This is a genomic window from Bradyrhizobium sp. CIR48, assembly GCF_014198315.1.
Lineage (GTDB): Bacteria > Pseudomonadota > Alphaproteobacteria > Rhizobiales > Xanthobacteraceae > Bradyrhizobium.
The window spans coordinates 69,881-83,221 of record NZ_JACIHG010000015.1 but is presented as its reverse complement, the minus strand read 5'-3'; the positions used below and the strand labels follow the sequence as shown (position 1 = coordinate 83,221).

At 65.2% G+C, this 13,341-nt stretch carries 12 protein-coding genes; 4 read left to right on the top strand and 8 right to left on the bottom strand.

Going from position 1 to position 13,341, the window contains the following annotated elements:
• Positions 1–61: 61 nt before the first annotated feature.
• From GGD66_RS35585 to GGD66_RS35575, 3 genes are all read right to left on the bottom strand, one after another.
• On the bottom strand, positions 62–1,027 hold the full coding sequence (locus tag GGD66_RS35585; protein WP_183261370.1) for an IS5 family transposase: 966 nt from the start codon (positions 1,025–1,027) through the stop codon (positions 62–64).
• 196 nt (positions 1,028–1,223) lie between these two features.
• Positions 1,224–4,100: an EAL domain-containing protein gene (locus GGD66_RS35580; RefSeq protein WP_018318723.1), complete on the bottom strand. Its 2,877-nt coding sequence runs from the start codon at positions 4,098–4,100 to the stop codon at positions 1,224–1,226.
• A gap of 139 nt (positions 4,101–4,239) precedes the next feature.
• Positions 4,240–5,238, bottom strand: a complete 999-nt coding sequence (locus GGD66_RS35575) for an NAD(P)H-quinone oxidoreductase (RefSeq protein WP_183261368.1) — start codon at positions 5,236–5,238, stop codon at positions 4,240–4,242.
• A 109-nt stretch (positions 5,239–5,347) separates the two neighbouring features.
• Here GGD66_RS35575 and GGD66_RS35570 point away from each other — a divergent pair, with 109 nt between their 5' ends.
• Entirely contained in the window at positions 5,348–5,539 is a 192-nt protein-coding gene (locus GGD66_RS35570) for a DUF1192 domain-containing protein (protein WP_018318721.1), read from the top strand.
• A 576-nt stretch (positions 5,540–6,115) separates the two neighbouring features.
• The gene (locus GGD66_RS35565) at positions 6,116–6,625 is read left to right on the top strand and encodes a DUF1465 family protein (protein WP_183261366.1); all 510 of its coding nucleotides are present in this window, start codon (positions 6,116–6,118) and stop codon (positions 6,623–6,625) included.
• A gap of 208 nt (positions 6,626–6,833) precedes the next feature.
• On the opposite strand, the gene rpmE is transcribed toward GGD66_RS35565, so the two are convergent.
• Complete coding sequence (gene rpmE / locus GGD66_RS35560; RefSeq protein WP_007599895.1) at positions 6,834–7,061, bottom strand: 50S ribosomal protein L31; 228 nt, start codon at positions 7,059–7,061, stop codon at positions 6,834–6,836.
• 196 nt (positions 7,062–7,257) lie between these two features.
• Here rpmE and GGD66_RS35555 point away from each other — a divergent pair, with 196 nt between their 5' ends.
• A complete protein-coding gene (locus GGD66_RS35555) occupies positions 7,258–9,108 on the top strand; it encodes an ABC transporter ATP-binding protein/permease (protein ID WP_183261364.1) in 1,851 nt (616 codons plus the stop codon).
• Positions 9,109–9,201: 93 nt separating this feature from the next.
• Here GGD66_RS35555 and GGD66_RS35550 read toward each other — a convergent pair whose 3' ends face one another.
• From GGD66_RS35550 to GGD66_RS35535, 4 genes are all read right to left on the bottom strand, one after another.
• Positions 9,202–9,417, bottom strand: a complete 216-nt coding sequence (locus GGD66_RS35550; protein ID WP_020508691.1) for a hypothetical protein — start codon at positions 9,415–9,417, stop codon at positions 9,202–9,204.
• Between the two features lie 88 nt (positions 9,418–9,505).
• Positions 9,506–9,952: a GNAT family N-acetyltransferase gene (locus GGD66_RS35545; RefSeq protein ID WP_183261362.1), complete on the bottom strand. Its 447-nt coding sequence runs from the start codon at positions 9,950–9,952 to the stop codon at positions 9,506–9,508.
• A complete protein-coding gene (locus GGD66_RS35540; RefSeq protein ID WP_026202059.1) occupies positions 9,952–10,980 on the bottom strand; it encodes a peptidoglycan -binding protein in 1,029 nt (342 codons plus the stop codon). Before GGD66_RS35540 ends, GGD66_RS35545 begins: the two co-directional genes overlap by 1 nt.
• A 146-nt stretch (positions 10,981–11,126) precedes the next feature.
• Complete coding sequence (locus tag GGD66_RS35535; RefSeq protein ID WP_183261360.1) at positions 11,127–12,152, bottom strand: flagellar motor protein MotA; 1,026 nt, start codon at positions 12,150–12,152, stop codon at positions 11,127–11,129.
• 168 nt (positions 12,153–12,320) lie between these two features.
• On the opposite strand from GGD66_RS35535, the gene GGD66_RS35530 reads away from it, so the two are divergent.
• Complete coding sequence (locus GGD66_RS35530; RefSeq protein WP_183261358.1) at positions 12,321–13,340, top strand: cyclopropane-fatty-acyl-phospholipid synthase family protein; 1,020 nt, start codon at positions 12,321–12,323, stop codon at positions 13,338–13,340.
• The last annotated feature ends 1 nt before the right edge of the window (position 13,341 follow it).

The following is a 13,341-nucleotide window of genomic DNA, read 5'->3' as shown; positions in this document are numbered from 1 at the left end:
GAAGGGCCGTGGTTACGGCAATTGCCGGCCAAGTCTGTAGTGTTCGCCCTCGGCGGGCGTCTCAGGCGGCGATCGTGGCCCACCGCCTCATGTTGAAGGCGATCGAGGCGAGCAGGACCTGCCCGCTTGCCTTCATCAGACCAACGTAGCGGATGCAAGTCAGTCGCATGCGGCGTTTGAGAGTGGCGAAGGTGGTCTCGACCTGGGCTCGCCGGCGCGCGATGAGGCGGTTGTAGCGTTTGAGCCTTGGCGGCAGTTCCGGGTGATGCCTGTTGGGACGACGGGCGATGCGGGGCTTTTTGCCTTCCGCCTTCAGCCGGGCTCGTCTGGCATGGGTGTCGTAGGCCGCATCGGCCCACACCGCGGCTTCGTCGCCGCGGATCAAAGCATCGGCTGGTGTGGTGTCGTTGATGTTGGCGGGCGTGGTCAACACCGCGCGGATCAGGCCGGACCCCTCGTTGACCCCCACATGGGCCTTGTAACCGAAGGTCGAGCCGCTCTTGCCCTGCCGCTTGGTGAAGCGGGCGTCGGGATCGTTTGAGGGACGATCCTCCCTCGGAGGAGCTGACACCGCCTGGATCAGGGTTGCATCCAGCATCGTGCCGCGCTTGAGGATGACGCCGGCATTCTCAAGCTGGCGATCCAGTTCGCCAAACAGCTTCTCCAGCAGGCCTTGTTCAACGAGCTGGTTCCGGAAGCGGTTCAGGACCGTATGATCGGGCGCGGCATCCTCGAGGCTCAAACCAACGAAGCGCTTGAATGACAACCGGTCGCCCAGCGCCTCCTCCAGTTCGCGCTCCGAAAGACCGTAGAGCGACTGCAGCAGTACCGCGCGAAACAGCACAAGCACCGGATAGCCTGGACGACCGGGGCTCCCTTCATCCCGCAAATGGCCGATCAGCTTCTCGAACCGGTACCACTTGACCAGGCCAGCCAACCGATCCAGCGCCGCATTGACGCCGGCGCCCTTCGGCATCAGCGCTTCCACAAAGCTCGGCTGTCCTGTCCGCTTCACCGCCATCGTCATTCCCCCAAGGCTTTGCCCTAGGGAATCACAACTGGCGAATTACGCAACAGGCCCCTTGTGGGAGAGGGCAGCGACGCCAGTAGACACAGGCTCGCTTGGGTGAGGGGTCTCTCTCCAAGGTTTCGAGAGGAGAAAGACCCCTCATCCGGCGCTTCGCGCCACCTTCTCCCACAAGGAGAGAAGGGAAAAGAGAAGCCTAGCTCGCCGCTTCGAGCCGCACTTCGGTCAGCAGCCGCATCGCGGCGTCCGCGTCCATCGGCTCGCCGAAGGCAAAGCCTTGCGCGTATTCGCAGCCCATCTGGTAGAGCTCGACCGCGTCGGAATCGGTCTCGGCGCCTTCGGCCACAACGTCCATGCCGAGGTCGTGCGCGAGCGCGATGATCGACTTCAGGATCACCGGCCGCGTGCCGCGATTGGTCGTGCGCACGAAGGACTGGTCGATCTTGATGGTGTCGAACGGGAAGCGCTGGAGATAGGCCAGTGACGAATGACCGGTGCCGAAATCGTCGAGCGAGAGCCCGGTGCCGAGCTCGCGGATCCGCGTCAGCATCTGCGCTGCGTGCTCCGGATTCTCCATCACCAGCGATTCCGTCAATTCCAGCTTGAGCGTGCCGCGCGCCACCGAGGAGCGCGACAGCACGGTGCGGATGTCGTGGATCAGATCGTGGCGCAGCAACTGCCGCGAAGAGACGTTGACCGAGGCGAAGATCGGCTCGCGCGAGCGCATCGCGCGCTGCCAGATCGAGAGCTGCTTGGCGGTCTGGTCCAGCACGAACATGCCGAGGTCGACGATCAGGCCGGTCTCTTCGGCGATGGTGATGAATTCCGAGGGCGCCATGCGGCCGAGCTTCGGGTGATCCCAGCGCACCAGCGCTTCGAAGCCGGCGACCGAACGATCCTCCAGCCGCACGATCGGCTGATACAGGATCGTGAGCTCCTGCCGCTCGATGGCGCGGCGCAGCTCGCTCTCAAGCGTCAGGCGATCGGTCTTCCGCGCGCGCATCGCGGGCTTGTAGACGTCGATGCGGTCGCCGCCGATGCGCTTGGAGTGATACATCGCAAGCTCGGCGTCCTTGATGATCTCGTCCGTGAGCTGAACCTGCGGATCAGAAAGCGCGAGACCGATCGACGCCGTGAGAAAAATCTCGCGGTCGTTGAAGGCGATCGGCGCGCGGATGGTCTTGCGGATGGTCTCGGCGAAGGCGGTGATGCGGGCGGGGTCCTGCTCCGAGAGCAGGATCAGGCCGAACTGGTCGCCGGCCAAGCGGGCCAGCGTGTCCTGCGGCTTCAGGATGCGGGTGAGGCGGCGGGCCAGCGTCAACAGGATGGAATCGCCGACCGCGATACCGACGGAATCGTTCACCTGCTTGAAGCGGTCGAGGTCGATCACCATCAGCGTCGGGCGCAGCGTCGGCATGGTCTTGGCAAAATGCGCGACCGCGCCCAGCCGGTCCATGAACAGTTTTCGATTGGGCAGGCCGGTGAGGTTGTCATGCACGGAATCGTGCAGGAGGCGTTCCTCGGCGTTGCGCAGCTCGGTGACGTCGGTGAGCGTGCCGACCACGCGCGAGACCTCGCCGTCCGAGCCGACCACCGGGCGCGCCTTCAGCGCGAACCACATGAAATGGCCGTCGGGGGTGCGCAGGCGGAAATCCTGCACCAGGCGGCCGCGGCGCTGGTCGAGCACGCTGTCGAGCGCGGCGCGGAAACGGTCCTGGTCGAGCGGATGCAGCACTTCGAGCCACGAGGCGGCCGGGCCTTCGAGCGTGCCGCGCTTGAGGCCGAGCAGGGCTTCGGTCTCGGGGCTCGTAAAAACCTTGTCGGCGGAAACGTCCCAGTCCCAGATCAGATCGCCGGAGCCGGCCAGCGCCAGGGCGCGCCGCTCGATGTCGGAGACGACGCCGGTGGTGGCGCCGCCGCCGGCAAAGGCGTGCTGCATCACCGTGAAGCCGATCAGCATCACGATCAGCACGAGGCCGCCGAGTAGCGCCGGGCCGACGATGTCGTTGGTCACGGAACCCGCGACCGTCATGCCGGCCGCGACCACCCAGACCACCAGCAGGAACCAGGTCGGGATCAAAAGCACCGCGCGGTCGAAGCCGTGGGTGGAGAGATAGACAATCAGCGCGAAGCCCGCGAAGGCGATCAGCACCAGCGAAATGCGCGCGATGCCGGAGGCCACCGCTGGGTCGAACAGCGCGAGCGCCACCAGCGAGCCCAGGAACGCGAGCCAGCCCACCGTGATGTGCGAATAGCGCACGTGCCATCGGCTGAGATTGAGATAGGCGAACAGGAACACCAGCAGCGTCGCCGCCAAAATTGCTTCACCCGCCGCGCGCCAGATGCGCTCGGCGTTGTTCGACATGTCGAGCACCTTGCCCCAGAAGCCGAAATCGACGCCGATATAGACCAGCACCGCCCAGGCCAGCGCCGCGGCGGCCGGGAACATGATGCTGCCCTTCACCACGAACAGAATGGTCAGCACCAGCGCCAGCAGGCCCGAGATGCCGATCACGATGCCCTGGTACAGCGTGAACGAGTTGACCTTGTCCTTGTAGGCTTCCGGCTCCCACAGATAGAGCTGCGGCAGCTTGTCGGTGCGCAGCTCCGCGACGAAGGTGATGACGGCGCCGGGGTCGAGCGTGACGCGGAAGACGTCGGCGGTCGGGCTTTCCTGTCGCTCCGGCCGGTCGCCGGTGGAGGGCGTGATGGTTGCAATGCGCGACAGGCCGAGGTCGGGCCACAAGAGCCCCGAGGAAACGATACGGTAATGCGGCGCGACGATCAGGCGGTCGAGCTGGTCGTCGGTGTTGTTGGCGAGCGCGAACACCACCCAGTTCTGGCCGCCCTCGCGGGCGCGCACTTCGATGCGGCGGACGATGCCGTCGGTGCCGGGCGCGGTGGAGACCTGGATGCGGTCCGCATCGCTGCGCTGATGCTCGAGCACGCCGGTGAGGTCGATCGCGGGCGCGTCACTGCGGACGCTGACGGCGTCGAGCGCGCGCGCGGGATACGCGGCGACAAGAATCATGAGGCCCAGCGCGATGGGCGCGAGGCACCTGATCAGACGCAAGGCCAGTTCTCCGCGTTCGACGCAAACTCTTCAGTGAAGACGATTTCAAACCGAACGGAAGTGGTTCGGTGCGTCGCGATAGATGCCACGAAAGCGAGGAAAATCAAAGGGTTTCCGGCGTCTCCCGTGGGCCGTTGGCCTAGACCTCCAACACAATTTTGCCAATATGTGCGCTCGTTTCCATGCGCCGGTGCGCATCGGCTGCCTTTTCCAGGGGGAAAGTGCTGTCCATCAGCGGTTTGACGCGGCCTTCGCGCAAAAGTGGCATCACTTTCTGCTCGATTGCGGCCACCATCGCCGCCTTGTCCGCATTACTACGGGGGCGCAGGGTCGAGCCGGTGTGGGTAAGGCGCTTGACCATCACCTTGGCGATGTTGACGCTGACCTTCGGGCCATTCAGCGTCGCAATCTGCACGATGCGGCCGTCGACCGCGGCGGCATCATAATTGCGGTCGACATATTCGCCGGCGACCATGTCGAGGATCAGGTTGACACCTTCCTTGTTGGTCGCTTCCTTGACGACGGCGACGAAGTCCTCGGTCTTGTAGTTGATGGCGCGGTCGGCGCCTAACTTGAGGCAGGCGTCGATCTTGTCCTGTGATCCGACGGTGACGAACACTTTCGCGCCGAACGCCTTCGCCAGCTGGATCGCCATGGTGCCGATGCCGGAGGAGCCGCCATGGATCAGCAGCGTCTCGCCTTCCTTCAGGCCACCGCGCTCGAACACGTTGTGCCAGACCGTCATCAGGGTTTCCGGCAGCGAGCCGGCTTCCTTCATGGACAGCGCCGGCGGCACGCTCATCGCCTGGGCGTCCTGGGCGATGCAGTACTGCGCATAGCCACCGCCGGCGACCAGCGACATCACCTTGTCGCCGATCTTGTGCCGCTTGGCATTGCTGCCGACGGCAACCACTTCGCCCGCGATCTCGAGACCGGGCAGGTCGCTGGCGCCGGGCGGCGGCGGATAGGCTCCCGAGCGCTGCGCAACGTCGGGCCGGTTGACGCCGGCGGCCATCACCTTGACCAGGATCTCGTCGGGACCGGGCTGCGGAATGCTGCGTTGTTCCGGCACCAGCACTTCGGGTCCGCCGGGCTTGGAGATGGCGACCACGGTCATTTGCGCGGGCAGCTTGTCCATGATGTGTCCTTGGGTGAAGGTGCGGGATGAACGAGGCCCTTGCTTAGCCAGCGTGATCCAAGCTGGCAACCGCCTCAGCATTGGGTGCGCGAACTTTGGAGGAACGAGGATGGCGACGGAAGACGACGACCGCCCGCGCAAGAAGATCAGCCATGAAATCGGGCAGGACCTCTCGCTCTTGTCGGTCGAGGAACTGACCGAGCGCGTCACGCTGCTCAAGACCGAGATCGCAAGGCTGGAAGAAGCCGCTACGAAGAAGCGCGCCTCACGCGATGCGGCGAACAGCTTTTTCAAGTCGTAGGATTTTCACGCCTCTCGTGTCCCGGACGCGGTGCGGCACGCAGTGACGCTCCGCAGAGCCGGGACCCACGTCTCGCGCAGTCGCACCTTCGCGTCGTCATTCCGGGACGGCGCGCAGCGCCGAGCCCGGAACCCATACCCCCAGGACGTCAAAACGGCGGGCAGAGTTTGTTCCACCTCCGCTCGGTCACTGGCCGACATGGCTAACGAACCCTCAAAAAATTCGCTCGTTTACGGTCGATTAAGCTTTCGGGTTTATGACTGGAACTGTCCTCGTTTGGACACCGAGTGGCTCCTGTCCACTCTGTTTGACGCCTCCCTGTTATCAACTTTCAAAGCCGCCGGTCTCCGGCGGCTCTTTTTTTGCGCACGGCGTCTCGAGCGGCGTGGCTACCGCTTCGCGTCAAGAATACGCGTCAAAACAAGAGTCTCCGCCCAGTTGCATTCCGAGGAATGACCCGCGGAAACCATAACCGTGCTTGTCACTGGACTCCGCGTCCCGCCCGCGCAATGATTTGTTCATCATAAGCCGGCGCTAAAGCCGGGCAGTCAAACAGTTGCGTAAGAGGCGTTAACCATGGAACGTTTGCAGGCCGACGGCGCTCTCGTTCAACTCAGCGAGCGGTTCACCAATTCTGCGGCGTTCGGCGTCCTGTTCCGCGAGGGCATGGACCTCGTCGAAGAGACCGCCGCCTATCTCGACGGCGCCGGCCGCACCGAGGCCAAGGCGCTCGACCGTGCCGTCAGCCTCACCTACGCGACCGAGAGCATGCGTCTCACCACCCGCCTGATGCAGCTCGCCTCGTGGCTGCTGCTGCACCGCGCGGTGAAGGAAGGCGAGATGACGTTGAGCCAGGCCAATCGGGAGAAGACCAAGGTCAAGCTCAGCGCTGCCGACCCCGGCCCCGCCGACACCATCGAGAAGCTGCCCTCGCAGCTCCAGGACCTGATCCATCGCTCGATGAGCCTGCAGACCCGCGTCCGCCGCCTCGACACCACCATCCACACCCCGCCGGCCGAACACATCGCGATCGGCAATCCGCTGGTGCCGCACCTCAACGCGCTGAAGGCGGCGTTCGAGCGGTAGGGTGCTGTAGTTCACAGGTGCCGTAGGGTGGGCAAAGGCGCGCAGCGCCGTGCCCACCATCTCTCATTTGGGACTACAGCAGGGGTTTGGTGGGCACGCTTCGCTTTGCCCACCCTACGAAATCTCGGCTTTGGTCAGGCCCCTCCTAAAACAAAAACGCCCCCGGCTCACCGGGGGCGTTTTTCGTCTCCAGCCATTGCGGGCCGGATCAATCCTTTTTGAGAAAGCCCGAAAACTTCTTCTGGAAGCGCGAGACGCGGCCGCCGCGATCCATCAGCTGGGCATTGCCGCCGGTCCAGGCCGGGTGCGACTTCGGGTCGATGTCGAGGTTCAGCGTGTCGCCTTCCTTGCCCCAGGTCGAGCGGGTCAGGTACTCGGTTCCATCGGTCATCACGACCTTAATCGTATGATAGTTCGGGTGAATTTCGGCTTTCATGGCAATTCCTCGGCGCCCCGGCGCCTTCTTGGGTGGCTATCGAATGACGGATTTGGGCGGCTCTATACCTCACGAAACCCGCTAAAACAAGCCACTCCGGGCGGTGAACCGGGTTTGCCCCTAAGGGACTTCCCGGATTTGCCACTACCCTTGCACCGGCCTATTGGGAGCAAACGAATGCAATGGGTTGGATCTCATGAGCGCAGTGGAACGGCTTGATGACCAGTATGTCGATCGGCCCGGAATGAATGCCGCGGACACCCCGTCGATCGAGGCCGAGCTGATCGAAGAGCCGGCCAAGGGGCGCGCCAAGCTGCGGCCGCTGCTCGCGCTGGCGCCCTATGTCAGCCGCTATCGCGGCCGGGCGGCGCTGGCCTTCGTCGCACTCACGGTCGCGGCGCTGACCACGCTGCTGGTGCCGGTCGCGGTGCGCCGGATGATCGATTTCGGCCTGACGCCTGAGGGCATCGAGCTGATCAACAGCTACTTCTCGGTGATGCTCGCGGTGGTCGGCGTGCTCGCGCTCGCCAGCGCCGCGCGCTACTACCTCGTGATGACGATCGGCGAGCGCATCGTCGCCGATCTCAGGCGCGACGTCTTCGCCCATCTGCTCTCGCTGTCTCCCGCCTTCTTCGATTCCGCTCGCAGCGGCGAATTGATCTCGCGGCTCACCGCCGACACCACCCAGCTCAAATCGGCCGTCGGCGCCTCAGTGTCGATCGCGCTGCGCAATTTGATGATGTTTCTGGGCGCCGCGGCGATGATGGTGATCACGAGTCCGAAGCTGTCGGGCTTCGTGCTGCTGGCGATTCCCTTGATCGTGCTGCCGCTGGTCGCCTTCGGGCGCTGGGTGCGGCGTCTGTCGCGCAATGCGCAGGACACCCTTGCCGACGCGTCGGCTTATGCGGGCGAGCTGGTCGGCGCGATCCGCACCGTGCAGGCTTACACCAGCGAGCAATTCGCCGAGAAGCGCTTCGGCGGCGAGGTCGAGCAGGCCTATGAGGCCGCGCGCACCTCGACCCAGGCGCGCGCCGTGCTCACCGCCATCATCATCTTCATCGTGTTCGCAAGCGTGGTCGCGATCCTCTGGATCGGCTCGCATGACGTGCTCACCGGCGCGATTTCGCCGGGCCGGCTCGGTCAGTTCGTGCTTTATGCGGTGTTCGCCGCAGCCGGCCTCGGCCAGCTCAGCGAGGTCTGGGGCGAGGTCTCGGCGGCATCCGGCGCGGCCGAACGGCTGTTCGAGATCCTGCATGTGCAGCCCGACATCAAGGCGCCCGCGTCCCCCCGCGCGCTGCCGGTGCCGGCACGCGGCGAAGTCGGCTTCGACCGGGTCAGCTTCGCCTATCCGGTGCGGCGCGACGTCAATGTGCTCGATGCCGTGTCATTCACGGTGCGCCCCGGCGAGAAGGTCGCGATCGTCGGTCCGTCCGGCGCCGGCAAGAGCACGATCTTTCACCTGTTGCTGCGCTTCTACGATCCACGCAGCGGCGTGATCTCGCTCGACGGCGTGCCGGTCAAGTCCGCAGATCCCCGCGATTTCCGCGCGCGCATCGCACTGGTGCCGCAGGAATCGAACGTGTTCGCCGCCAGCGCCCGCGAGAACATCCGCTTCGGCCGGCCCGATGCAACCGACGCCGAGGTCGAGCGCGCCGCCGAGCTCGCGCATGCCGCCGAATTTATCCGCCGCCTGCCCGAAGGTTTCGACACCCCGCTCGGCGAGCGCGGTGTGACGCTGTCCGGCGGCCAGCGCCAGCGCATCGCGATCGCCCGCGCCATCCTGCGCGATGCGCCGCTGCTGCTTCTCGATGAAGCCACCTCCGCGCTCGATGCCGAAAGCGAAACGCTGGTGCAGACAGCGCTGGAAGAGCTGATGCGCCACCGCACCACGCTGGTGATCGCGCATCGCCTCGCCACCGTGCTGTCCTGCGACCGCATCCTGGTGATGGACCAGGGCAAGATCGTCGAGCAGGGCACGCATGCCGAGCTCGTGGCCGCGAACGGGCTCTATGCGCGGCTGGCGAGGTTGCAGTTCGAGGGGGCTTGAGGCCCTCAGGGCCGGTTCGTAAGCTATTGACTTTGCTTGCGCCGTTTACTGTGCATGGGGTTGTTTTCGACGTTTTGTCTTGGGCAGGCGGGTTTACCGGCACTTCGGCGACAGCGCAGGCACGTTTGGCCACTGCCAGTTCTTCCAGCTGCCGTCCTCCCCGACGCAGGCCGAGGCTGAGGCCGACTCTGTCCGTTCGGAGACCTTGGGCGCGGCAAAACGCTGGTCGACATAGGTCGTCGATAAATATCCGGCGACGATGACGCCCAGAAACACCGAGGAACCCTTGGCAAGATCGCGCAGCCGCATCGATCGCCTCCATTCGCTTGTCATCGCTGACACAACGAATAACCGACCTCGCAGGATCCCTGCGTGACAGGCCTCACGCCCGCCAGAATTACGCCCGCCAGGCCATCTTCAGCACCGGCCGGCCCGAGGTCGGGTTCACATCGTCGCCGGCATGCGCAAAGCCGTTGCGCTCGTAGAAGCGGATGGCGCGGGAATTGTCCTTGTTGACGAGCAGCGTGATGCCTGATGGCGACAGGCGTTTCGCTTCGTCGACCAGCAGCCGGGCGGCGTCCGAGCCCCAGTGATCAGGGTCGACCACGAGCTGGTCGAGATAGCCGTCGCCGTCGATGGTGACGAAGCCGGTCAGCGCGCCGTCCGCTTCCGCGACCACGATCGAGGCGTTCGGCACCAGATCCCTCAGCCAGCGCTCGCGCCACCATTCCAGCCGTGCCGCGAAGTCGATCTGCGGATAGGCCTGCTGCCAGGTGCGATGCCAGAGGTCGATCGCGGCGGCTTCGTCGGAGGCCGCGTAGGGGCGGAGGTGGATCGCGCTCACTACCGCTCCGTCAGCTTCAGCTCGATGCGGCGGTTGCGCTTGTAGGCCTCTTCCGTGTTGCCGGGATCGAGCGGCTGGAATTCGCCGAAGCCGGCCGCGACGAGGCGCTGGGCGGGTACGCCGAGCGAGACCAGATATTGCACCACCGAGATCGAACGTGCCGCGGACAGATCCCAGTTCGACTTGAAGTTCGGACCGTTGACCGGACGCACATCGGTGTGGCCGTCGACGCGCAGCACCCAGGGGATGTCGCTCGGGATCTTCTTGTCGAGCTCGATCAGCGCGGCCGCCAAGGTGTCGAGCTCGGCGCGGCCCTCGGGCAGAAGCACCGCCTGGCCAGTGTCGAAGAACACCTCGGACTGGAACACGAAGCGGTCGCCGACGATGCGGATGTCGGGCCGGTTGCCGAGGATGGCGCGCAGGCGGCCGAAGAATTCCGAGCGGTAGCGCGACAATTCCTGCACGCGCTGCGCCAGCGCCACGTTGAGGCGGGACCCGAGATCAGCGATGCGGTTCTGCGATTCCTTGTCGCGCTTCTCGCTCGCGTCGAGCGCCTCTTCCAGCGCCGCCAATTGCCGCCGGAGCGCGCTGATCTGCTGGTTCAGCACCTCGATCTGGGCCAACGCCCGCGCCGAGACCGCCTTCTCCGAATCCAGCGCCTTGCCGAGCTCGGAGGTCTTGCCTTGCGCGTCGCTGCCGGCGGCAGCGAGGCCATCATAGAGGCCCTTGATGCGGTCGCGCTCGGTCTCGGCCGAGGCGAGACCGGCCTTCAGTTGCGAGACCTGGTCGTCGAGCGTGAGCTTGCCGAGCTTCTCCAGCGACAACAGCTCATTGAGCTGGGCGATCTTGGCGTTGAGCAGCTCCAGCGCCTTGTCCTTGCCGGTGACCTCCTGCGACAGGAAGAATTGCACCACCAGGAACACCGACAGCAGGAACACGATCGACAGCACCAGCGTCGACAGCGCGTCGACGAAGCCGGGCCAGTAGTTGAAGGCGCCTTCGCTGCGGCGGCCGCGCGCTAGAGCCATGTTGTCCGTCTCCACTTTCGTGTCCCGGACGCGATGCAGCGTGCAACGCTGCTTCGCAGAGCCGGGACCATATTGTCCCTGACGCTGGGCCCCGGCTCAGCGACGCATCATTTCATGCTGCGTCGCGTCCGGGGCACGAGATCGTCTCAGCTCTTTTCCGGCTGGCGGGCGATGCGCTCCAGCAGACGCCGGATCTCGCGGTTCTGCTCGCCCTGGCCGTCGGCCCATTCGCGGATCATCTGCTGCTCGGTGCGCATGTGCGAGACCAGCGCCTGGATGGCTTCGGCAAGGCTCGCCATCGCCGCCGTGGTGCCGCGGCTGGCGCTGCCTTCCTCGAGCACGGAGCGTAAGCGTTCGACCGCGGCCTGGAGCTCGCCACTGGCGACCCCGCCGCCGCCGCCGCCGGAAGCGACCGCGACCTCGCCGTTGCCATATTCGCGCACCGTGGTGGCGAGCCAGTCTTCCAGGTCGGTGTAAAAACGGTTCTGCGCCTGGCTCGATTGCAAATCGAGGAAGCCGAGGATCAGCGATCCGGCGAGGCCGAACAGCGAGCTGGAGAACGAGATGCCCATGCCGCCCAGCGGGGCTGCGAGGCCCTCCTTCAGCGTGTCGAACAGCGCGCCGGAATCGCCGCCGACCTTGAGCCCGTCGATCACCTTGCCGACCGAGCCGACCGTCTCGATCAGGCCCCAGAAGGTGCCGAGCAGGCCGAGGAACACCAGGAGGCCGGTCATGTAGCGCGAGATGTCGCGGGCTTCATCCAGGCGGGTCGCGATCGAATCGAGCAAATGCCGCATGGTGGTCTGGGTGATCGACATTCGCCCGGAGCGCTCGCCGCCGAGGATCGCCGCCATCGGCGCCAGCAGTTTCGGGTGCCGGGCCGGCGCCAGGCCCGGATCGGCGATGCGGAAATTGTTGACCCAGGAGACCTCAGGGTAGAGTCGGATGACCTGGCGGAAGGCCAGGATGATGCCGATGAACAGCACGCCGCCGATCAGGGCATTGAGGCCGGGATTGGCGAAGAAGGCCTGGATGATCTGCTTGTAGAGCACCACGCTGACCAGCGTGCACAGCACCAGGAAGACCAGCATCCTCACCAGGAAGACGCTGGGTGAGGACAGCTTTGTGTACTCGATATCCATGGTGGAGCGGGGCGAGGCGCCTGACGGCATGGCCGGTATCATCCATTCCAAAAGCTTGCTTGCGGCGCGCACTATGGCACAGCGCCGGCCCAAAAAAAGCGCCGGATGCGCCGATTTCGGGGACAGCTCGGGGAACCCGGACCGGAAGCGGGGCTTTGATAAGCAGCTATCTGCAGAGATTCGCCATTCGGGGGGCGCATGAGTGTCGTTTCCGCGATCATCGGGACTGCCGAACGCGTGCCGCTGCCGGACGTCGTGATCCGCGCCGCGATCCAGCGCCTGTGCTCCCGCAGCGCAACCCGCCTCGCCGCGCATGACGCGGCCGCCGACGCCGCATTCGCCGGCCGGATGATGCTGCGGCCGATCGCCGAAAACGCTGAGGCCGGGCGTGAGGAGGTGCCCGCGGCGTTCTTCGCCGAAATGCTCGGCCCCAGCCGCAAATATTCCTGCTGCTTCTACAAGACCGATGCGACCACCTTGCAGGAGGCGGAGGAGGAGGCGCTGCGCCAGACGGTCGAGCATGCCGGCCTCGCCGACGGCCAGACCATCCTCGAGCTCGGCTGCGGCTGGGGCTCGCTGTCGCTGTGGATGGCACGGCAGTTTCCACACGCCAAGGTGACGGCGGTGTCGACCTCGCAGGCGCAGCGCGCTCATGTCGAGGAGGAGGCGCGGCGGCGCGGCTTGCTGAACCTGCGGGTTGTCACGGCGGACATGAACGTGTTCGCGCCCGACGGCCAGTTCGATCGCATCGTCTCGGTCGAGATGTTCGAGCAGATGATGAACTGGCGCAAGCTGATGTCGCGGCTGCGGTCATGGCTCGCGCCGGATGGGCGCTTCTTCATGCAGATCGTCACCCATCGCTCCGGCTCGCAGCTGTTCGACCGGCTCGATCGCGAGGACTGGATCGCGCAGCACGTCTTCACCGGCGGGCTGATGCCGAGCCATCACCTCGTCAGGCAATTCCACGACATCATCACGGTCGAGAAGGAATGGTGCTGGAGCGGCACGCATTATCAGCGCACCACGAATGACTGGCTCGCCAATTTCGACACGCATCGGGATGCGATCGAGGCGTCCCTGCGCCACGTCTATGGCGAACAGACCTGCCTGTGGATGCGGCGCTGGCGCTGGTTCTTGCTCGCAACATCGGGCCTGTTCGGCTATGCCGATGGAACCGAATGGGGGGTCAGTCACTACCGGATGAAGGCCGCCGAGTAAT